Origin of the sequence: Sediminicola luteus (genome assembly GCF_002514735.1) — a bacterium.
Classification (GTDB): Bacteria; Bacteroidota; Bacteroidia; order Flavobacteriales; family Flavobacteriaceae; genus HQA918.
Genome location: NZ_NBWU01000004.1, coordinates 254,240 through 277,268 on the forward strand (window position 1 = coordinate 254,240; position 23,029 = coordinate 277,268).

General features: G+C 42.5%; 17 protein-coding genes. 7 read left to right on the forward strand and 10 right to left on the reverse strand.

All coding sequences use genetic code 11. The features are described 5' to 3' along the window. Positions 1–80: 80 nt before the first annotated feature. Positions 81–2,990: an FAD-binding and (Fe-S)-binding domain-containing protein gene (locus B7P33_RS13435; RefSeq protein WP_394341532.1), complete on the reverse strand. Its 2,910-nt coding sequence runs from the start codon at positions 2,988–2,990 to the stop codon at positions 81–83. Between the two features lie 91 nt (positions 2,991–3,081). Between B7P33_RS13435 and B7P33_RS13440 the strand changes: the two genes are divergently transcribed. Further along, complete coding sequence (locus B7P33_RS13440; RefSeq protein ID WP_097442537.1) at positions 3,082–3,576, forward strand: hypothetical protein; 495 nt, start codon at positions 3,082–3,084, stop codon at positions 3,574–3,576. A gap of 102 nt (positions 3,577–3,678) precedes the next feature. Continuing rightward, positions 3,679–4,797 carry a TlpA disulfide reductase family protein gene (locus B7P33_RS13445; RefSeq protein ID WP_097442538.1) on the forward strand — a complete coding sequence of 373 codons (1,119 nt, stop codon included), beginning with the start codon at positions 3,679–3,681 and terminating at the stop codon, positions 4,795–4,797. 84 nt (positions 4,798–4,881) lie between these two features. Here B7P33_RS13445 and B7P33_RS13450 read toward each other — a convergent pair whose 3' ends face one another. Both B7P33_RS13450 and B7P33_RS13455 read right to left on the reverse strand, forming a co-directional pair. After that, on the reverse strand, positions 4,882–6,528 hold the full coding sequence (locus B7P33_RS13450) for an LVIVD repeat-containing protein (RefSeq protein WP_097442539.1): 1,647 nt from the start codon (positions 6,526–6,528) through the stop codon (positions 4,882–4,884). Between the two features lie 150 nt (positions 6,529–6,678). Further along, positions 6,679–7,326 (reverse strand): rhomboid family intramembrane serine protease, encoded by a 648-nt coding sequence (locus B7P33_RS13455; RefSeq protein WP_097442540.1) that lies wholly within the window; start codon positions 7,324–7,326, stop codon positions 6,679–6,681. A gap of 48 nt (positions 7,327–7,374) precedes the next feature. On the opposite strand from B7P33_RS13455, the gene B7P33_RS13460 reads away from it, so the two are divergent. Both B7P33_RS13460 and B7P33_RS13465 read left to right on the forward strand, forming a co-directional pair. Continuing rightward, entirely contained in the window at positions 7,375–8,283 is a 909-nt protein-coding gene (locus tag B7P33_RS13460; protein ID WP_097442541.1) for a lysophospholipid acyltransferase family protein, read from the forward strand. A 67-nt stretch (positions 8,284–8,350) separates the two neighbouring features. Then, the gene (locus B7P33_RS13465; RefSeq protein WP_097442542.1) at positions 8,351–9,241 is read left to right on the forward strand and encodes a lysophospholipid acyltransferase family protein; all 891 of its coding nucleotides are present in this window, start codon (positions 8,351–8,353) and stop codon (positions 9,239–9,241) included. Positions 9,242–9,256: 15 nt separating this feature from the next. On the opposite strand, the gene glmM is transcribed toward B7P33_RS13465, so the two are convergent. Then, the gene (gene glmM / locus B7P33_RS13470; protein WP_097442543.1) at positions 9,257–10,645 is read right to left on the reverse strand and encodes a phosphoglucosamine mutase; all 1,389 of its coding nucleotides are present in this window, start codon (positions 10,643–10,645) and stop codon (positions 9,257–9,259) included. Positions 10,646–10,746: 101 nt separating this feature from the next. Here glmM and B7P33_RS13475 point away from each other — a divergent pair, with 101 nt between their 5' ends. The 3 genes from B7P33_RS13475 to B7P33_RS13485 all read left to right on the forward strand — a co-directional run bounded on the left by B7P33_RS13475 (position 10,747) and on the right by B7P33_RS13485 (position 13,953). Next, positions 10,747–11,349, forward strand: coding sequence for an acyl carrier protein phosphodiesterase (locus B7P33_RS13475; RefSeq protein ID WP_097442544.1), 603 nt, complete (start codon positions 10,747–10,749; stop codon positions 11,347–11,349). A gap of 207 nt (positions 11,350–11,556) precedes the next feature. After that, a complete protein-coding gene (gene ggt / locus B7P33_RS13480; RefSeq protein ID WP_097442545.1) occupies positions 11,557–13,239 on the forward strand; it encodes a gamma-glutamyltransferase in 1,683 nt (560 codons plus the stop codon). A gap of 15 nt (positions 13,240–13,254) precedes the next feature. Beyond that, the gene (locus tag B7P33_RS13485; RefSeq protein WP_097442546.1) at positions 13,255–13,953 is read left to right on the forward strand and encodes a hypothetical protein; all 699 of its coding nucleotides are present in this window, start codon (positions 13,255–13,257) and stop codon (positions 13,951–13,953) included. Between the two features lie 3 nt (positions 13,954–13,956). On the opposite strand, the gene B7P33_RS13490 is transcribed toward B7P33_RS13485, so the two are convergent. The 6 genes from B7P33_RS13490 to B7P33_RS13515 form a co-directional block, all read right to left on the reverse strand. After that, on the reverse strand, positions 13,957–14,709 hold the full coding sequence (locus B7P33_RS13490) for a LytR/AlgR family response regulator transcription factor (protein ID WP_097442547.1): 753 nt from the start codon (positions 14,707–14,709) through the stop codon (positions 13,957–13,959). A 26-nt stretch (positions 14,710–14,735) separates the two neighbouring features. Next, positions 14,736–16,601: a tetratricopeptide repeat-containing sensor histidine kinase gene (locus B7P33_RS13495; protein WP_097442548.1), complete on the reverse strand. Its 1,866-nt coding sequence runs from the start codon at positions 16,599–16,601 to the stop codon at positions 14,736–14,738. Positions 16,602–16,738: 137 nt separating this feature from the next. Next, entirely contained in the window at positions 16,739–19,627 is a 2,889-nt protein-coding gene (locus tag B7P33_RS13500) for a cadherin domain-containing protein (RefSeq protein ID WP_172435952.1), read from the reverse strand. 207 nt (positions 19,628–19,834) lie between these two features. Beyond that, positions 19,835–21,310, reverse strand: coding sequence for a BspA family leucine-rich repeat surface protein (locus tag B7P33_RS13505; protein WP_097442550.1), 1,476 nt, complete (start codon positions 21,308–21,310; stop codon positions 19,835–19,837). A 242-nt stretch (positions 21,311–21,552) separates the two neighbouring features. Next, on the reverse strand, positions 21,553–22,323 hold the full coding sequence (locus B7P33_RS13510) for an XRE family transcriptional regulator (protein WP_097442551.1): 771 nt from the start codon (positions 22,321–22,323) through the stop codon (positions 21,553–21,555). Between the two features lie 158 nt (positions 22,324–22,481). Beyond that, positions 22,482–23,012 (reverse strand): hypothetical protein, encoded by a 531-nt coding sequence (locus B7P33_RS13515; protein WP_097442552.1) that lies wholly within the window; start codon positions 23,010–23,012, stop codon positions 22,482–22,484. Between the last annotated feature and the right edge of the window lie 17 nt (positions 23,013–23,029).

Below are 23,029 nucleotides of genomic sequence, written 5' to 3' on the forward strand. Positions count from 1 at the left end.
CACCATCACCAACTTCATTTTCAATAACATACCGTTCAATTTTTAGCAACAAAAACCATGCCGCAATCCACTGAATTCAGCTATTTCAGTGCATTCTTTAAAATAGTAACCGGATGCAGGGCCTCACGCTGGGTACCGTCTTCGATCTGATGCCTACAACTGGTACCATTGGCCGCGATAAGAGTCTCGAAAGCCGATTTTCTAACTGCCGGAAACAAACGCTGTTCCCCAATGGCCATACTTACTTCGTAATGTTCTTTTTCATACCCAAAAGATCCCGCCATACCACAACAACCTGAATTGATCAAACGCACAGTATAATTTTTGGGCAAGTTCAGCACATCGAAAGTTACCTTTTGGTTCGATAAGGCCTTTTGATGGCAATGTACATGCACCTTCACCTCTTTCGTCTCTTGGGTGAACATTTTGGGACCTATTCGGCCATTTTCAGCTTCTTTGGCCAAAAATTCTTCAATCAAATAGGCATTGGCGCTTACTTGACTTACAGCTTCAGCATCCTGCACCAATCTAGGGTATTCATCCCTAAAACTTAAAATGGCGGATGGCTCTAGTCCTACCACTGGGATTCCCGCCTGGGCAAATTCCAATAAATTTCTGGTATTGTCCTCGGCCAATTTTTGAGCCTCTTTTAAGAACCCTTTGGATAAATAAGTTCGCCCGCTTTCCGCATAAAACAATTCAACAGCGTACCCCAATCCACTCAAAAGATCAATGGCATCCATACCCAGTTGCACATCGAGATATTGGGTAAACTCATCTACATACAAGACCACTTTTTTAGAATCAGCATGATTCTCTTTTTCAGCATTTAAAAGATACTTATCGAAATCTTTACTATAAACCTTTGGAAAACTTCTTTTTGAGGCAACCCCACTCACATTTTTGATAAGACCGCCCAAAGGTGACCCATAAACGGCATTGACCAAACCAGGCATTTTACTCGCCAATTTATTGAATTGGGTGTTGCGTGCAAACAACTTCGCCCGAAAGCCATAGCCGTTCTTTTCTTGATATTGGTACAAAAACTCGGTCTTTAACGCAGCCATATCTACATTAGACGGACATTCGCTGGCACAAGCCTTACAACTTAAACAAAGATCTAAGGCCTCTTTAATCTCGGGATGATCGAAAGGGTTTTTCCCCTTCTCGGTCAGGGTAATAAACTCCCGTAAGGCATTGGCTCTGGCCCGGGTAGCATCTTTTTCGTTTTTGGTAGCATGGTAACTGGGACACATGGCCCCTTTGCTTAAATGGGTCTTACGACAATCGCCGCTACCATTACATTTTTCTGCCGCGCGTAAATACCCCTGACTATCGGAAAAATCCATAAGGGTATCCAATTCCGGCTCTTCCCGATCCACCTCATACCGCAGGGCTTCATCCATAGGAAAGGCATCTACAATCTTACCCGGATTAAAGATATTATTCGGGTCAAAAATCTGTTTTACCCGTCGTAACAACTGGTAATTCCCATCCCCAATCATCAATGGGATAAACTCGGCACGCACGATACCATCGCCATGTTCCCCACTAAAGGAACCTTTGTATTTCTTGGTCAAATGCGCCACTGCCGTGGTTATCTCGCGAAACAATTTAACATCGTCACTTTTTTTAAGATCTAAAATCGGACGCAAATGCAGCTCCCCTGCCCCGGCATGGGCATAATACACGGCATCTTGTTTAAAATCGGCCATAATCTCGGAGAATTCCATGATAAAATCCTTTAGATCGGGTAAAGCCACGGCCGTATCCTCGATACAGGCCACCGCCTTACGATCACCTACCATATTCCCCAATAGTCCGAGTCCGGCCTTACGCAGTTCCAAGGCCTTTTGGATATCGGCCCCGTACAATACCGGACTGGCATAACTTAAGCCACTTTCGGCCACAGTATGTAATAGCTTATCGACCTCCTGTTGCAATTCCTCCTGGCTATCGGCCCTGACCTCCGACATCAATAAAGCGGCCGGATCGCCTTCCACAAAAAAACGGTTCGCCATCTGGGCCCGGTTGTTCTTGGTACAATCCAGAATCACCTTATCCATCATTTCACAGGTAAACAACCTATGCTGCATTAAGGGGGCCACATCTACCAAACTGTCTTCCAGTGTTCGGTATTGGGTAACCACCATAGCGGCATGTTTAGGCGGTAATTCGTCTAATTGCAAAGTCAGTTCGGTGGTAAAGGCCAAGGTACCCTCACTACCGCTAAGCAATTGACATAAATTCAAGCCCGCTTCGGTGCCTCCGAACAGCTCGCTTTTTAACAGCTCATCTACAGCATAACCTGTATTTCGCCTATGGATTTCCGGTTTAGGAAATTCTTCGCATATTTTTTCCTTTACTGATTTGTTAACCAATTCCTTGAATAGGCTCGCGTAAATCTTTGCTTCAAGAGTGTTCCCTTTCGATTTCTCATCGATTTCGGTGCGGGAATAGGTTTTGAAGCAGACTTCACTCCCGTCTGACAGCAGCCCCTTTATCTGCACCACCTTATCACGGGTTACCCCATACTGGATAGAAGTAGTACCCGAGGAATTATTACCCACCATACCCCCAACCATACAACGGTTAGACGTAGAGGTATTGGGCCCAAAAAAGAGACCGAAAGGCTCTAAGTACTGATTCAGTTCATCTCGGATAACACCCGGCTGAACCACTACCTGTTTTTTAGCTTCATCGACCGAAATAATTTGGGTAAAATGGCGCGACACATCGACTACGATACCCTCACCTACACATTGACCAGCCAACGAGGTACCCGCAGTACGCGGAATTAGGCCCACTTTATGGGTATTGGCAAAGGCAATCACTTTTTGGATATCGGCTTGGTCTTTTGGAAAAACCACGGCCAGAGGTGTTTTGCGGTAAACCGAAGCATCGGTTGAAAAAATAGCCTTGTGCAAGGCATCCAACTTCATCTCCCCCTTCAATTCTTGCTTTAACGAAATAAGTGTATTTTTGTTCAAGGCAACCGGATTTAATAGACTAAAGTAAGCCATTTCCGCATGGAAAAAAACCGGGTTTGCCCGAATTTATCAATCCTTAAATTAAGATTCTATGAAATTGACAAAAATGCTATGGTTAGCCGTATTCCTTATTCCATTTGCAATGCACTCCCAACAAATTGCAGACCACGCACTTGGTCTTCGACTTGGCGATAGTGATGGTTTTGGGGCCGAGATCTCGTACCAAAAACGTTTGGGCCAATTTACCCGTATGGAGGCCGATTTAGGTTGGCGTGACAGCAGGGAATACGATGCCTTTAAATTATCGGGTAATTTTCAATGGGTAAGACATCTCGATGGCAGTTTTAACTGGTTTTACGGGGTTGGAGGTAATATCGGTAGCGTAGATTTCGAACAAGGGGTAACCGACGACGATGGCGGACTTTTTATTGCCGCGGCAGGTACCTTGGGTATTGAATACGATTTTGAGATCCCGTTATTGATTTCTTTTGACATACGACCAGAAATTGGCATATTAGGCTATGATGGCTTTGATGACAACTTCGATTTCGACATTGCCATAGGTATACGTTACCAGTTTCAATAAGCTTTAAGAATAACCCAATTATACGGCCCTTGACCTATAATAGTGTCAGGGGCTTTTTTTATACAAGCGGATATCGCTATTTTTACCCAAAACATAATTATAATGATACAAAAGAGCTTAGGAATCCTAGCTATTGCCCTTTTAATGGTAGCCTGCGGCGGAAAAGGAACAGCGGATAGTTATACCATTGATGTGAACTTACGTGGCGAAGTTGCCGATAGCACCTTGGTCTATCTGAAAAAGATCAACGAACAAAACCAACCTATAGACGTAGATACGGTAAAGGTTATCGGCGGGCACTTCTATTTTGAGGGTCAAGCCGATTCGGTGCCGGAAATGCATTATATCTTTATTGACAAGATTAGGGGTTATCTCCCTGTTATCGTTGAAAAAGGTTCGGTAGAAATCAATGTTCAAAAAGACAGTTTACCTTTTTACAAAGTGAAGGGAACCGCCCAAAACGAGCTTTTTCATGCCTTTAACAAAGGCTCGAGGGCAATAGGCGAAAAATTACAGACCACCCAAGCCGATTTGCAAAAAGCCATGGGTGAAGGCGATGCAGCCAGTGCCCAAGCATACAGGGAAGAGATTTTCGAATTACAACAAGAAGGCAAGGACTACAATGTAAATTATGCCAAGAACAACCCTAATGCCTATATCTCCGTACTCTTATTACAAGGTATGCGTGCCAGCCAGGCTTTGGGCGAAAAAGAGCAATTGGAAATTTTTGAAAGCCTTAGCCCCGAGATCAAAAACACCAAAGTGGGTAAACTGCTTCAAAAAGAATTTGAGTCATCTAAAGCCACATCTATAGGTTCCACCGCTCCAAATTTCTCGGCCCCGACCCCTACTGGCGAGGTGTTGGCCTTGAACGAGGTATTGGGCAAAGTAACTATTTTAGACTTTTGGGCCGCCTGGTGTAAACCCTGTAGGGCCGAAAACCCGAATGTAGTCCGCATCTATGAGAAATACCACGACAAAGGTTTGAACATTATGGGGGTATCTTTAGACCGTAAGACTGAGGATTGGAAAAAAGCCATTGCTGACGATGGCCTAACCTGGAACCATGTATCTAACGTAAAATATTTTGACGAAATCGCGCAACTATATAATGTAAGAGCCATACCGGCTACCTTTATCTTAGACGAAAACGGGGTAATCGTTGCCAAGAATCTACGTGGCCAAGCCTTGGAAGATAAAATTGCGGAAATGTTGAATTAGATTTCCTAATCGTCACAAATAACAAAGCCCGGCCATTACAGCCGGGCTTTTAAGTTACTTATCAAATTCAGTGTATTATCTTAACTAGAACTTATTTAAGGTATCGGTAAAATTTCCGGTTACGCTTACATTGGCGCCTTTCTTAACCTGTCCGGACACATAGGCCTCATTACCATCGCCAATAAACACGACAGACGCCCCATCTTTAAGTTCTATATCGCCGTAAATGGCAAAATACCCTTCGATTTTAAGGGTGGCCCCTTCTTCTACGACAATTTTCTTTTTGCGACTATTACTACCAATAAGCATATACCCATTCATAGCCAAAGTGCCATTTTCTTCGATTCGAACATCGTTTCGTACCGTCCACGATCCGCATAAAGTTAGGTCGGCATTTTTACCCACGGTAATTCGGTTAAAGGCTTTAGACCCTCGATACCCTTTTTCGTCATTATCTGCAATGGTCAAACGATTGGTACCCCAGTAGGTACTGTAGGTGGCGCAAACCGCTTCTAAAGATGTGTCAGGGCGGTTGAGTTTGATAATCTGTAGGCCTTCGGTTCCCGAAGCGGCAAAAAGGTAATCGCCCTTACTTTCTACATAGTTGATGGACCCCCTGATTTCGATTAAGCCAACGGTTTCCAATTGACCATTGTCATTTTTAGCGATCGCGAGACCGCCCCCGCCGTTCGCCATAAACAAAAGCTCTTCATTGGCAGAAACCGCATTGGTAACGATATCAGAACTGGCAACCCCATCAGGATGTATGGCTATTGGTATATATTTTACCAAGTTTCCATTCGAAAGATCATACACCCCGGCCCCTTTGTCTCCTTCCGAGACTACGATATGTCCGTCATAAAAGTCCAAGGTACGTTTGGCATGCCCTAAATCGGTGGTTATAGCGATATCGCCGGTCGATTGGAAATTTCCGTCTAAAAGGCGCACCCCAGTACCTCCATCCAACAAGGCAAAAGTATTGTCTTTATAAGCAATCGAACGCAAGTCTTGGTAGGTATAGGAATTTTGTAGATCTAGGGTATTGGGTTCATAGGAACCGAGAACGCCATCGCGTCCCGAGGTTACATAGATGGAACCATCTAAGACCATAACCCCATTGCCAACAAAGCCTTCTTGAAAGGCATATTTGATATTGCTGGTACTGAAATACCCATTGGATGCCGAAAGGCGGGCCACAAAAGAATTCTCTTCACTTCGGGTCGATTTTTCGGAATCGAACCCACCGGCCGCGTACACATAGCCATTGCTATAGGTTATGGCATTGATATCGGCATTGGTGTAATGCAAGCGAGACCGTATATAAGGATTTCGGGGATCGGAAATATCAATTATATCCAAGGCTCCGGCATATTGGGCTTCTGGCGTGTTATAAGAGACATAAGCATAGTTCCCCTCCAAATAAACATGAGAAGCCGTTAGGTTTTGGGCATTACTGTATTTTGGGGGTTTGATCTGGGCCACCAATTCCATAGGGAAATCGGTTGCTTGGGCATCTTCATCGCCCGGCTTCGAAAATTTGTTGGCGCTTTTGGTAAATGCGGTTACGTCCAACACCCCAGCGGCATCGAGCACCACATCTTTTGCAAGTACGTTCTGGTCGTTTTCCAGGGCAACGTCCCCATCTTGATTTTCATACACGGTAGTTTCGTCGCTACACCCAAAAAGAAGCACAAAGGGTAGCGCATAGCACAGTATCCTTAATCTAGTCATGATAAGTAGGTAAAAATTTGGTTTTCACAAGAAACGTTAAAATCCCGCTTATGGTATGGGCTTTTCGACGAAATACATCTTTACCTAAAGAAACCTAAATTATTGTAAGAAGGGTACTACTAAACGGAAGTCGGTTTCCAACAAAACGTCTTATCGCGATCGTTTACGCTCCATAACGAAAAGTACCAAAATAGGTACCGCCATAAGCAGCACGATCAAAGGGTTCCGAAGAAAAACCTGTGGGGCGAACAAAAGGGTGACCAAGAATCCGCCAACGGCCCCACCAAAATGCGCACTATGCCCAATATTACCTATTTGATGGCGCATACCATAGATACTGTACAACATATAACCTATACCCAATACGTAAGCCGGTAGCGGTATAGGAATGAACATAATACCCAAACGCATATCGGGCTGTAGTAATATAGCCGCATAAAGCACCCCGGTAACGGCACCACTGGCACCTACCGCACTGTAATACGGTTCATTTTTATGGAATAACAAAGAAAGTAAGCTTCCGGCCACCAAACTAATCAGGTAAACAATCAAAAAGGTTAGCACCCCCAAATGCCCAATTATTACCGGTGCAAAAAAGTATAGGGTAAACATATTGAAAAACAAATGCCCCACATCCACATGCAAAAAACCAGAGGTAAACATACGATCCTTCTGTCCGGACGAGATAGGACCAACCTGAAATTTATAGCGATCGAAAAAAACCGAGTCATTAAATCCTTTAATTGAAACTAAGGCGTTAATAGCGATAATGGCAAGGGTAGCTAAGCGGATATCCATAACAAAAGATTCGCTCAAATATAGCTATATTTGGACAGAACCGAACCTATGGCAAACCGAATCGTCTACCTAATTGCCTATCCATTACTATGGGTAGTTTCCATGCTTCCGCATCGTCTTTTCTATACCCTTTCCGACGGTTGCTTCTTTCTCATATACCATGTGTTAGGGTATCGAAAAAAAGTGGTTATGGAAAATCTTCGACTTACCTTGCCCGATATAAGTACCTCAGAACTCAAACGGATCCAAAAAGACTTCTACCGCCATATGTGCGATATGTTCCTAGAGATGATCAAGACCATGAATCTCTCAAAGGCAGCTGTTAAACGAAAATATGCGGTGGAGAACATTGAACTGTTACAAGAACTGGAAAAAAGTAAGACCGTATTGGTTGTCTGTGCCCACTATGCCAACTGGGAATGGAACGTTAGCATTAACAATTATGTGAACGCCAAAGGATATGCCGTGTACCAACGTATTGGCAACCCCTATTTCGATAAACTTATCCGTAAGATTCGAGGTCGTTGGAACACCACCTTGATTACCATGGAGGAAACCGTGCGTACGGTGGTAAAAAACGAGAGAAACGGTATTCGCGGTATTTTTGGCATGGTAAGTGACCAATCGCCCATGCACTTTAAGGCGCCTTATTGGAGTGAATTTATGGGTATTACCGTACCTGTTTTTAATGGGGCGGAATTATTGGCCCGTAAAATGGACCTGGCCGTTTTGTTCTTAAAGGTTTCTAAGGTGAAACGAGGGCATTATGCTGCACGGTTTATTCCCATAACCACAGGGGGAAAAGAAACCGCGCCCAATGAAATCACCGAAACCTTCTTGCGCATGGCCGAAGAACAGATCCGGGAAAAGCCCGAACATTACCTATGGACCCATAAAAGATGGAAACACCGGGATAAGGTGCCGGAAACTTACCAGAAGAAAGTGAGCAAAAAATAGTCGCTGTCTCAGGTTTTTCCATTTCAGTATTCATGGTATCTTTGCCGCCTAATTCGATTTAGACACCATGCAATTATTGGTCTTTTTAGTGGTTTACCCCTTACTGTGGTTGGTATCTATACTCCCTTTCCCGATTTTTTACGCGGTTAGCGATGGTATTTTCTTTTTGATTTTCCATATTGTAGGCTATCGCAAAAAAGTGGTTATGGAAAACCTGAAGCTGACCCTACCCAATAAAAGTGAAGCAGAACTCAAAAGGATCCAAAAAGACTTCTACCGCCATATGTGCGATATGTTTATGGAAATGATAAAAACACTTTCCATTTCCAATAGCGAAATAGAAAAACGGTTTGCCTTACACAACTTGGAGTTACTTCATGATTTGGAGAAAAAAAAGAATATCATATTAGTAGGAGGCCACTATGCCAACTGGGAGTGGGCCGTACACATGAACGATAAGGTGGCCAGTGACGGTTATGGCATTTACAAGAAAATAAACAATGTCTATTTTGATAAAATGGTTAAGGGAATACGGGCCAAATGGGGGGCCCAATTGATCCTAACCCATGAAACGGTCCAGAAAGTCACTGAAACCGAAAAGCAAGGTAAAAAAGCCATTTTTGGTATGCTAAGCGACCAATCACCCCAAATGAGTAAGGCCTACTATTGGAACAAATTCATGGGTGTAAATGTGCCCATTTTTACGGGAGCCGAGTTTATGGCCCGTAAACTAGACTTGGCCGTAGTCTTCATTAAAGTCGAAAAAGTAAAAAGAGGCTATTACCAAGCAACTTTTAGCACCATTACCGAATCTGGGGCTACCACCGTTGAAAACGAAATTACCGATGCCATTATGGCCAAGGTAGAAGCACAGATCAAAGAAAAGCCGGAACACTACCTCTGGACCCATAAACGATGGAAGCACCGAGGTAAAACCCCAATGCTTCCCAAAAAATAAATTCCTTCCTACGCTTTAGATACCCGCGATTTCTTTGATTTCCCCTATGATACGATCGGCTAAATCATGGGCTTCCGCCTCTGTTTGGGCCTCTGTATAAATTCGGATAATGGGTTCGGTATTCGATTTTCGTAAATGCACCCAATTGGTGGCAAAGTCTACCTTTACCCCATCAACCGTAGAAACTTGCTCGTTTTTATATTTTTCGGCCATACCTTTTAGAATTCCATCAACATCCAAACCTGGGGTCAGCTGTATTTTCTTTTTAGCCATAAAATAACTGGGATAAGCATCGCGCATTTCTTGTACGGTTCCGCCTTGCTCGGCCAAATGCATTAGAAACAAGGCCGTACCCACTAAAGAATCGCGTCCGTAATGGCTTTCTGGGTAGATAATGCCCCCATTACCCTCACCACCGATAATGGCCTTCGAATCTTTCATGGCGACAACCACATTCACTTCGCCCACGGCAGAAGCCTGGTACTTACCACCATGCTTCTCGGTAATATCGCGCAAGGCCCTCGAAGAAGAAAGATTGGACACCGTATTACCCGGGGTTTTACCCAAAACATAATCGGCACAGGCCACCAAAGTGTATTCTTCCCCAAACATTTCGCCCGTATTACTTATAAAAGCCAAACGATCTACATCGGGATCTACGACAATACCAAAATCCGCTCCCTCTTCAGGTACTAGAGCACAGATATCGGTAAGGTGCTCTTTTAAAGGCTCGGGATTATGCGGAAAATGTCCATTGGGCTCACAATACAGTTCAATGCATTCTACGCCCAAAGCTTCCAACAATTTAGGAACGGCGATTCCCCCAGTGGAGTTCACCCCATCTACCACAACTTTAAATTTTTTGGCCCGAATGGTATCGGCATCGACCAAAGGAAGATCCAACACCGATTGAATGTGTTTTTCAATATAATCATCCTTTTTAATCACCTGACCCAAATCATCGACTTCGGCAAAAGTGAAATCTTCGGCCTCGGCAGTCTCCAATATTTTGGCCCCTTGCACACCATCTAGAAATTCGCCCTTGGCATTTAATAGTTTTAAAGCATTCCATTGCTTAGGGTTATGGCTGGCGGTCAATATAATTCCTCCATCGGCTTTTTCCACAGGTACGGCATATTCTACCGTTGGGGTGGTAGACAAACCAAGATCCACGACATCGATACCCATACCCACTAGGGTCGAGACCACTAAGTTCTGGATCATTTCGCCAGATAACCGGGCATCGCGACCAATAACAACGGTATATTTATCTTGTTGGGTCTGTGCCTTTAACCAACTACCATAGGAAGCGGCAAATTTAACGGCATCTAAAGGGGTAAGATTATCTCCGGTACTACCACCAATGGTACCACGGATTCCGGAAATGGATTTAATCAATGTCATAAAACGGAGTTTGTAAAATGTTTATACAAATATAAGCGGCTCTCCCCTATTGGCTTGTAAACAATTTGTAAATTCGATATGGATAAACCTACGATCGGTCTATGAACTTTTTGGCACATATCTACCTTTCTTTTGATTATGAGCAAATACGAATCGGTAATTTTATTGCCGATGGTGTCAGGGGCAACAAATACAAACACCTCCCCGAGAACATTCAAAAAGGGATAGTATTACATAGGGCCATAGACAGTTATACCGATACCCACCCCATTGTAAAACAAAGTATCTTAAAACTAAGGCCGCATCATGGCTTATATAGTGGGGTAATAGTAGATATTTTTTACGATCATTTCTTGGCTAAAAATTGGAAAGATTATCACGAACAACCCTTATGGGAATATGTATCGGACTTTTATGAATTGGTGGCGGCCTACGACCCCTACCTACCGCCCAAGGTAAAGCATATGATGCCCTATATGACCAGTGGCAATTGGTTGCTCAATTATGCTAAAATCGATGGGATAGCCCGCGTATTAAAAGGCATGGATGGCCGTACGAAAGGAAAATCGAAAATGGCATTGGCCATTGTGGACTTGGAAACCCATTACTCTGAATTCGAAAATGAGTTTACCCTATTTTTCGAAGAAGTTCAGGTTTTTGCGCGACAGCGCCTGGATTCCTTGATGGACTCCTATAAAATATAAGGCGCTGGCTATTTTTAACCAGATAAAGTAAAATACCAATTACACCTTATATTTTTAGCTTCCTTTATTCCCAGACAGGAAATAAATCAATCTTTGATTAGGTAAACGGACTTAATGCAAATATTTTATGTTTATATATATTTGAAAAAGGTTTTTCTATGCTGAATTGAAAAACCTTTTTTATTTTACAGCTCTAAACTAACTCGTATGCGCAGGCTATTTCCTATTCTTATCCTTGTTTTTTTAATCGGATGTCGTCAGAACTCCGTTGCACCCACCGGAACGGTTACCGAAAATGCCATGGTGGTTTCGGCCCGTATTGAAGCTTCAGCCTTGGGTTCTGCCATTATGGAAGAAGGCGGTAACGCTTTCGATGCCATGGCGGCGACGGAAATGGCTTTGGCCGTAGCTTTTCCGTTTGCAGGTAATTTAGGTGGTGGTGGGTTTATGGTATACCGCACGGCACAAGGGGAAATCGGCGGTTTGGATTATAGGGAAAAAGCTCCCGCGGCCGCCCATAAAGAAATGTACCTCGATTCTTTGGGCAACGTAATACCCAATATGAGTACGGTGGGGGCCACAGCCGTTGGTGTACCCGGTACGGTCGCCGGGGTATTTGCCGCCCATAAAAAGTTTGGAAAACTACCCATTGCCGATATTTTTGAAAAAGTGGCCCAATTGGCAGATAAAGGCATTATAGTAACCGAAAAACAAGCCAAAAGATTAGAACGGTACAGACCAACCATTATCGAGGTTAATGGCGATAGCACCCTATTCGCAACGCCCTTTAAAGTTGGGGACACCATTAAATATCCGGCCTTGGCCAAGACCTTGCGTATTATTGCCAAAAATGGGAAAGATGGCTTTTACAAAGGGGAAGTGGCCCAAAAATTAGCTTCCCATATTCAAGCCGGTGGTGGTTTTGTAAGTGAAGAAGATTTGGCCAATTATGAAGCAGCTTGGCGCGATCCCGTAACCTTTAACTATAAAGACCTCAGGATAATTTCCATGAGTCCGCCTAGCAGCGGGGGTTTCACCATGAACCAAATTTTAAAGATGATGGAACCACACGATTTGGCCAGCTTCGGACATAATTCCGAGAAACACATCCAATTGTTTACCGAGGCGGCACGTAGGGCCTATGCCGATAGAAATTATTGGCTAGGTGATCCTGATTTTGTAGAGATTCCGATGGAAGAACTGCTTTCCGACCAATATCTAAAAGAACGTATGATGGGCTTTACATTCGATAAGGCCACCAAATCGGAGGCTATTCAGCGCGGCGAGGTAAATATTGTTGAAAGCGACCAAACCACCCACTACTCTATCGTTGACCATGAAGGGAACGCGGTTTCGGTAACCACGACCATTAATGGGGCCTACGGTTCTAAATTGTATAACGATGAACTAGGCTTTTTCTTAAACAACGAGATGGACGATTTTAGCGCCAAACCGGGAGTACCCAATATGTTCGGACTCATTGGGGCCGAAGCCAATAGTATTGCCCCGGGAAAACGTATGTTAAGCTCTATGACGCCTACAATAGTTGAAAAAGACGGAGCCTTGTATATGGTGGTCGGTACCCCTGGGGGCTCTACCATCATTACCGCAGTAGCACAAACCATTTTGAATGTTTACGAGTTCGATATGAGTATGCAAGAAGCGGTAAACGCCCCACGTTTCCACCACCAATGGTTGCCAGATATGGTTATTTTTGAACCCCAAGGTTTTTCTGACAGCCTAAAACTAAACCTAGAGGCCAAAGGTTATAAAATCAACCAAGATCGTACGCCCATTATGGGCAAAGTAGATGCCATTCGAATACTACCCGATGGCCGTTTGGAAGGTGGTGCCGATAAAAGGGGCGACGACACTGCTGTGGGCTTCTAATAAATTCCCTACTAGATGAAACGTATATTCAAATTATTAGGGTACACTGTATTGGCCCTTGTGCTTTTAGGATTTGTCGGTTATCTGGTACTCGACAAACCTTTACCCGAAAGCACGCCTAGCCCAGAAGCCGATACTTTGGCAAAAAAAATGCAAACGGCGCTGAATTATAGTGCCTTTACCGAAGCGGAAGCCATATCGTGGTCATTTCCGGGTAACCACCATTATATCTGGTACAAACAAAAAGGGCAAGTAGAAGTACGTTGGGACGACTATGAAGTTTTACTTTACCCAGCATCCCCCAACAAAAGTAGTGTCTGGAAATCCAAAGACCCCATAACCGAGATTGATGGGAAAATGGAACTCATTAACAAGGCCCTAACCTTTTTCAACAACGATTCTTTCTGGCTATTGGCCCCTTTTAAAGTATTCGACCCTGGAACCACCCGTGCTTTGGTAGACCTTGATGATGGATCAAAAGGGTTATTGGTACATTACAGCGCCGGAGGCGATACGCCCGGAGATTCATACCTATGGATTTTAGATGAAAACCAATTTCCGAAAGCGTACCGTATGTGGGTAAATATTATTCCCATCGGTGGTTTGGAAGCGAGTTGGGAAGGCTGGAAAAAAACCGATGCCGGGTTTTATGTACCCCAATCGCATAAACTTGGGTTTATGACCTTGGATATGGGCAACCCAAAGGCCTATTAAAACCTAACACCATTCTTCGATAAGTTGTAAAAACTCGTTTTTCTTGGATCGGGATAAAACCGCTTGTTCCCCATTACGCATTACTATATAGGTGCCTTGATCATTGACATAACTTCGGATATGGTTCATGTTTATCAAGAAAGAACGATGGCTTCTAAAAAAACTAGGGTCTTCTTGTAGCAAATCGATATAATGTTTTAATGGTTTACAGACCAAAAAAGGCTTTTCACCTTCGATATGCACATGGGTATACATGCGTTCGGCCTCCATAAACACAATATCTTGTATCCGTTCGAAACGAATACCATTACCCACCGGAAACCCTATCTTACCATTATTGGTCTCAGAAAGATAATTTTTAAAATGGGCAAGCCTTTGATCGTTTTCTTGTTTCTGACGTCTTTTCATGACCTTGGCCACTGCATTACCAAGCTTGTCATCCATTATTGGTTTTAACAAATAATCAATAGCATGTAGTTCAAAGGCTTGTAGCGCATATTGCCTGTAGGCAGTGGTAAAGACCAGTTCAAAATCGATTTCCTCAACACTTATAAATTGAAACAATTCTAAACCGGAATAATTGGGCATTTCTATATCTAAAAACACCACATCGGGTTTAAACGATTTTATACATGCCACCCCTTCAGGTAAATTAGGAGCCATCTGAATACTGGTGATTTCCGGACAATGGGTTTCCAACATAATGCGCAAAAGGTTTCTTGCACGTTCTTCATCGTCTATTAGTAAGGCTTTCATAGGCTATTCAGATTTAAATAAACAAGTTATGCAGCATCGGTAATGGTAATTACAACCCGCGTACCTTGGGCCCTGTTTTCGCCATCGTATAAATCGATGATCTCTTCCTGTATCAATTGATCAGAATCGGCATTGATCAATTCCAGTCGTTTCTGGGTCGCTTGGGTGGCAAATGACCTATGAATGGCATTGCGCCGCTGATTATTGGTCATGGATTGTTTTCTGCCTATACCATTATCTTCAACCACACAAACCACACCATTTTCTTTTTTATCGATATGCACACTTAAGTATTTATCCCCAGATTTATGCATCAACCCGTGCTTTATTGCATTTTCTACGTAGGGCTGTAACAATAGCGAGGGAATTTCAAAACTTCCGGATACTTTATAATCTTTTTCTATCTCATACCGGAAACTATCGCCCAAACGAAGTTTTTCCAAAATCAAATAAAGATCCAAAGCTTCCATTTCTTCATCTATCAATACGGTTTTAAGCTGGCTGTGGTTTAAAAAAATACGCATCAGCATAGCGAATTTACCGATATACCTGCCCGCTATCGTTTTCTCATTGGTTAGAATATATTCTTGAATGGAGTTTAAGGCGTTGTAAATAAAATGCGGTTTTAACTGGGAACGGATAGCCTTGAGTTCACTTTGCCTTAAATCTTGTTCCATACGTAGTTTTTCCTTGGTTTTGCTCAACTTCAACTCAACCAAAGCCTGACGTTGTTTTTGTTTATAGCGCAGGTATAAAAAGCCAACGATCAACAATACCAAAACCACCAAAAAACCTAACACCATAAATCCCAATCGCTGTTGCCTTAATCTTAGCTCTTGTATTTCGGCTTTTTGGGTTAAATTTTGGATTTCGCGTTCCCTTTCTTCAGTTTCCATTTCTACCCGAGACCTATTCAACTGCCATTGCTCTTTTTGGGCATGGAGTTTGGCATTCACCTTAACAAGCTTTTTATAAGCCAAGGAACTTTCCTTAAAACGACCTAAATACTCTAAAATCTTAACCCGGGTCTCATAACATTCCTTTATCTCTGCACTAAAACCATTGTTGGTTTGTGTATACAAGCGTTCCGCCTCAGTGATGTACTCTAAAGCTTGTTGACCATTTCCTAGTGCCAGCTCTACCTCGGCCAAATTAACCAATGTAAAAGATCGGTTTAATATACTATGCGCCTCTTCTGAATCTTCGAGCAATATCAAAGATTGTTCTAACCACCCTTTGGCCCTTGGTAATCGATACCCTCGTCGAATATCGTCGAAAGCCTTACCGTTAAGGCTTCTTGCCTTTTTGGTATTTCCAAGATCTTTTTCTGCAATACTCAGGGCCTCATCAAAAAAAAGATGCACACTATCCCTTGGTGCATTAAGTCGGGCATTGATCATGCCCAAGCCGTTTAAACACTGAAAAATATCCTTGGGTTTCTGGTTTTCCCTAAAATAGGGTAGCGCTTTTAAAAAATAAGTCTTCGCTTCTTGATAATTACCATTGGCAAATAAGGTTCCCCCTATATTCAATTGGGTATATGCCAAAAATAACTTATGCCCGATTTTTTCACTGTATTTCAACGATTTTTGAAGATAGGCAATGGCGCTGCCATAATCACCTTTGATTTGGTACAGGCTACCATAGGCACTATAGGCTTGGGCCATACCCTTATCGAATTTATGTTTTTGTACATAGGCCAACAAACTATCGGCTTTTTGTTGGGCCAAGGTAACGTCTTTATACCAAATATCGCTAATGGCTATTACTTGCTCACGAACCGAAAGTATTACCGTACTGTCTACGGTTTGGGTTTGCTGTGCCCATATGGTATTCGAAACAAAAAGAGATAAAAAGCCTAGTAAAAATACATAGGATCTAGATATAAACATGGTCGTTTACGGTGGTTTGGTTAGTACAAGAATTTGGCGGTCGAAAATAGTTTATTCCACTGAATTCCAACTAAAGAAAAAGACAAATGTTTGCACATTTGCCTTTTTCTTTGCCTTTGAAAATCTATTTATATGGGCTAGTTGGAGCAGTCTTCCGTATCTCCGCTAAAAGTCCAGCCTTTATTGTTGATCAAATTGGTTCTACCCGAGTTCATGGAGTTACAATAAATAAGTCCGTCGGCACTCAACGACATATTGTTTACCGTCATGGTATCGGTTGCCCAACCTTCTAAGGTGGCCATATAATTTGCCCTTGACATGCCTGAGTTACTGAACATGCCATTCAAGGTAGTGGCCGAATAAACATTCCAATCGCCCAAATCTTGGTTAAACGCCGTAGCACCCTTGAATAGATTGATAAACTGGGTACCTTTTTTTACATTCCACCCAGAAATATCTTGATTGAATTGTTTGTTATTCGAAAAAATGCCTGTAAAGAATTTAACTCCAGAGGTGTTCCAGCCACTGATGTCTCCGTTAAAATTAGAGTCAGAGAACATATAAGATAAATTCTCAGCCGAAGAAACATTCCAATTTTCTATCCCATGAGTGGCCGAATTGTTTCTAAATTGAAACATACCTCCAAAAGTTTTAACCCTACTTACGTCCCAATTACTCAAGTCGCCAGTGAATTTATGGGTACCTGCGAAGGTACCGTTCATATGCTCTACCCTGCTTACGTCCCAATGGGAAATATTCGAATTAAAGTTAACACAGTACTGGAACATATTATCCATTCTATTCACCCTAGAAAGGTCTGGTGCATCTGTAGCTGAAATAATTAATTTCTTAAGCCCTGCAAACATACTGCTGACGACTCTCCATTTAATATTACCCCATTGTTTAATGTCAATGGTCGCAGCTTTTGTGGTACCATTTGATCTACTAAGTGGCAACATTGGTAAAACACCAGTTATTTTAACAGTATAGGTACCTGGTGCGGAAAAGGTATGGTTGGCCGTATTAGTTAGGTCGTTTTCAATGCTACCGTCTCCCCAATCTACATGAAAATCAAAACCAGGAACATTTAAGGTAGGAAGCTGTATGGTGGCATTGGCACTAGTTACCGTGAAATCAATAATTAAGGCATCGTCCCAAGAAACGGGTTTTGCCACATTAATGGTTATGTCGGCTGTAGTGGTATCGATACCATCGGTTACACTTACGGTAATAGTATGGCTTGCAGCCGTATTGTAGTTTACCGACATGCCGGAGGCAATCGATAGGTCACCCGTATTACTAATGGCGAAAATACCATTGCTATTGGTGGTAATGCTATAGTTCAAGGATTGCCCTTGGTCTGGATCAGTGGCATTTATATTGCCAAAAACAACAGCAGCGGCCAAGCCTTCATTAATGGTAAAAGAGGTATTGGCCACCGTTGGGGCCGTATTTTCGGCAACATCGGTCACAAGAATGCTTATGGTGGCTTCTGTTTCTAAAGTTCCATCACTCACCAATACCACAATGGTATACTCGTTTTTCGTCTCAAAATCAATTGTGGCCGTACTGGAAAGGCTTAGCTCCCCGGTTGCCTCATCTATCTCAAAGGCGTCGTCGTCATTGGTTTTAATGCTAAATGACAATGTATTTGATTCGGCATCGGTAGCTATCACCGTTCCTATAGCAGTACCGCTGGCACTATCTTCGGCAATATTAAATGTCTGAGCATCTACTGCCGGTGCCGTATTATCTTCTACATCGGTAATAGCAATGGTTACAGTAGCTTCGGTTTCCAAAACTCCATCGCTTACGACAACAACTATGGTATAGGAATTCTTGGTTTCAAAATCTAAGTTAGACGAAGTGGCAAGGGTTAATTCTCCCGTACTTGTATTTATTTCAAAAGCATCGTCATCGTTGGTTTTGATACTAAACGACAGCGTGTTGGATTCAGCATCGGTGGCCATCACAGTTCCAATAGCAATACCAGATGCACTATCTTCGGCTATACTAAAGGTCTGTGCGGTTACTACCGGAGCGGTATTCTCATCTACATCCGTAATATTTATAGTAACAACCGCTTCAGTTTCAAAAACACCATCACTCACCACTACAACCAGTGAATACACATTTTTGGTCTCATAATCGAAAGACCCCGTATTGGAAACAAAAATTTCCCCTGAGCTTTCATCTAGGGTAAAAGCATCGTCGTCATTGGTCTTTATGGCAAAAGACAAAGGTTCTGTTCCGTCATCGGTAGCAACGATTGTCCCAACAAGGAAACCAGCTCCAGTATTCTCTACCAAACTGAATTCTTGTGCAACCATTACAGGAGCAGTATTTTCATCAACATCGGTAATATTGATCGTAATGTTTACCTCGGTCTCCAATTCGCCATCACTGACCAAAACGGTAATGGTGTAGACATCTTTGGTCTCAAAATCCAATGTGGTCGAATCGGTTAGAAATAGTTCACCTGTACTTCCATCGATGCTAACAGCATCGTCATCATTGATCGAAATGGTAAAAGATAAGGGGTCTGCATTCTCGTCAGTGGCAATGATCGTACCGATTAGGGCTCCTGCTCCAGTATCTTCTGACAGATTGAACGATTGTGCCGCCACTACTGGTGCTACATTTTCAGCTACATCGGTAATGTTCACGGTAATGGTAGAAGAGGCATCTAATTCGCCATCGTTTACGGTTATGGTAAGGGTATACGATGTTTTGGTTTCATAATCTATGGAAGCCGACTCGGAAACGGAAAGTTCACCAGTGCTTTCATTTATGGTAAACGCATTATCGTCGTTGGTGGTAATGGCGAAAGTAAGCTCATCAGATTCCGCATCTGTGGCTTCTACCCTACCCACAGAAGCATTGGCAGCTACATCTTCTGCAATTGAAAAAGCCTGTTCTTCAATTTCCGGTGCCGTGTTTGGGGCCTCATCATCCTTGGAACAGGATATTATGGTACCCACCAGAATAAATAGCACTAAAAGCCATTGGGGGATTTGTTTTTTCATGTTTAGGGTTTGTTTAGTATGCATTATCAATTTTTAAATTTGGTTCTAGGTTGATACATATGCGTTATGTGTTTTTTAATTTGGAATGGCCGTCTTGGCCACTTCAACATTTGCGGGAAACGAAATGTGTAGCATAATTCTTAAAAATGCTCAGCTGACAAATAGCAACGCTATCATTTTGATGAGGTATGCAATGCTATTGTTTGGTTAAGAGCCGGTACAGTCTTCAGTATCTCCCAAGAATTCCCAGCCTTTTACATTACTCAAATAAGTTCTTGCGCCGTTGGTAGCGTTGCAATATTTTAGCTGGTAAACACCTACTCTTAAATTAGATGGAGTTGAAGGATAATCTTGCCACCCTTTTAAGGTTTTCATATAATTTTCAGTGGACATGGCCGTATAGTTAAGCATGTTTTGCATGGTAAGCACCCTACCAATAGCCCACGATCCTAAGTTTTGATTAAAGCTGGTAGCCCCATCAAAGGTTTCTCTTAAATCAGTTACTTGAGAAATATCCCAGCCAGAAATATCTTGATTAAAGAGCTTATTTCCGGAAAACATGCGATGCATGGTTATGGCCGATGACACATCCCATGCAGAGATATCTCCGTTAAATTCTGAACCTTCAAAAGTGGCGTAAAATCGTTCTACACTTGAAACATCCCAGTCTTTAATATGGTTTCCAAAATCATTGGTGTTTTGAAAAGTATATTGCAGACTGGTAACATTAGACACATCCCAGCTATTTAAATCTTGATTAAAGTACTTTACACCTGAAAAAAGGTTACCCATGTTGGTTATCGTACTTACATCCCAGTTCGATATATCAGAATTAAAATGGGTACAACCATAAAACATCCCATACATACTAGTTACTTGAGTAAGGTCAGGGGTATCTGAAGCAACAATTTCAAAAGTTTCTACACCTTGGAACATTCCGGTCATGTTTTTCCATTCCATATTACCCCATTGTAAAACCTTAGATAAAGAATTACGTGTGATTGGATTAGTGTCTTTCAACATCAAATGCGGTAGTTCTCCTTCAATAGATACGGTGTACGTGCCTGGACTAGCATAGGTATGACTGGCATTGGCAGTGTATCCTGTATCCATGGTATCATCTCCCCAATGCACGTCAAAATCATAAGTATAATCTGTAAAACCTATTGGGATAACTATTGTAGTATTGGCTTGAGAAATACTAAATTCTAAAACCAATCCCAGTGCCTCAAAAATGTCATTGACATGTATGGTAATGGTGGCTGTGGTGGTTAAAGAACCGTCTGTTACCGAAACAACAATATTGTGGCTTTCGGTGTTTTCAAAATCAAGCGTACGCCCAGAAGCCAAACTAAGGGTGCCATCAGCAGAAAGCGTAAACAAACCATCACTGTTGGTAGTAATAGAGAAATTAAGGTCATCGCCCTCTGCATCCGATGCTACTATTGTACCAATAGTACTACCCGCTTCAATATCTTCATTGGCTTCAAAGTTTTGATTTGCTATGACGGGTGCCACATTCGTTGGCTCTACAACTGTAGGATCTTCCGTTTTAGGGTCTACTGTTGGGGCTTCTTCATGGTCTTTACTACACGACCATACGGTAGCAACAAGTAATGCGAAGAAAAAACTCCTTTGGGGAAGGTGAAGTCTCTTTAATAGGTTAAGATTGGTAAACGACATATTTTTTTTAAGTTAAAATTTGTCGCAAAATTCCCTAATGCCTACTAAAAATGAGTGTTCGTTTTTCCCAATGGTAGGGATGGCTTTCCAAATGGTATAACCCCTTGTTGTTGGTCTAGTAGCAAAGTCACTTTAACCCTTTAAGGAAGCGGGCTGGGCAGGTTTTTTAGTACTCAAATATATGTAAAATGAAGTCTTTTGAAATTAGATTTTTAAAAAAGAGGAAGTAAACAATCGTTTTCTTAATTATGTTTATTTCCATGCAATCGAAGTTGTTCTTTCAGCTCTTCCATAGATTCTTGCAACTCTTTTAACAGGCCTTTTTCGTTACTGGCATCTACCCCAAAGGTAATTTTACTGCTTACCTGCCACAATTCTTGGATCTGTTCGGCATCTATGGTATAAGGCGGATAATTGGGATTTAAGGAAATGAGGTTGATCTTACCGGCCAGGGGGGCCTTTTCTATCTTTTTTACCATGACGGAATCGTATAAAACCACCACATGAATCTTATTGGCATCGAGTTGATCCAAACCTTCAATGGCCCGGGCCAAAACCCACTCCCCAGGTTTTAAGTTGGGCAACATACTATCGCCCTCCACCTGAAAACCACGATAGGTGGCATTTCGAAACTCGGGAATAGGCAGATCAAAGGCCGGTAAACGTTTATACCAAGAGGCGTCTTGTATATTCTGCGGATAACCCGCTGCCGCCTTGGCGTTAACCAACACCATATTTTCGTTCTCGGCCGCATCTACAGTGACCATTTTCGGAATCACGCTCACCGTATTACGCTGGTACTTGTTCTGGCTATGGCCATATAACCACAAAGGGTTGATCTCGAACTGGCGCAAAAGCTCCATAACTACCTTACCGGTAATCTTGGTACGCCCCCGTTCGATATCGGCCGTGGTGTTCAACCCCAGTAAATCGGCGAATTCGGCCTGGGTATACCCCAACTCACGCCTAAGTTCAGAAAACCGTCTCGATTCGATATTCGGATATTTTTCCATACCCAAATATAGCTAAAACCTTGGTTTTAATCCAAAAAGAAGGGAATAATCCAGAAAACTAAAGTACGAAATACGAAGTACAAGGTATGAAGTTTGAGAAAATTCTTCGTACCCCCCTTCGTACTTCCAACTTCGCACTTCCCCCTTCGGGGGCCATATTATCCTTTACTCTTCTCCCCTACGAAATGGTCGCTTTTGTTTTTGAACAACACATTAAAGGTGGTCAAGCTTCCATAGATTCGGGTAATGTACTGTTGTAGGTCAATTTTTTCCTGCTCGTCCAAAGTCTTATTAGCATTGATTTTCTGTTCCATGACCCGAATGCGGTCACGCACCATTACAATCTTATGGAAAAAGGTATCGATCGGCACTTCCTTGTTCGATAGGTTCCCATCACCGGGTTCCAAAACCAAAGTGCCACCTTTCCATTTATCGGCAATCGGACTAATGGAAGAAGCATCGCTCCAACGTCTTAAAATGGAAATCAAAGATTGTTCTACCTCCGAAAAACTAATGGTATCGACCTCGTCTTCAACCAATTCGATTACTTCCATTTCGGTATCCAAGGACAAGGTTTCCAGACCGCCATCTATAAAAGTAATCCAATAGTGTTTACTGGTCACGTTGGTAACCACACCTTTTCCATATTCCGGATGGTCTACTCGCGACCCAATTCCCAATAATTGCATAAAGAATCTCAATTTAA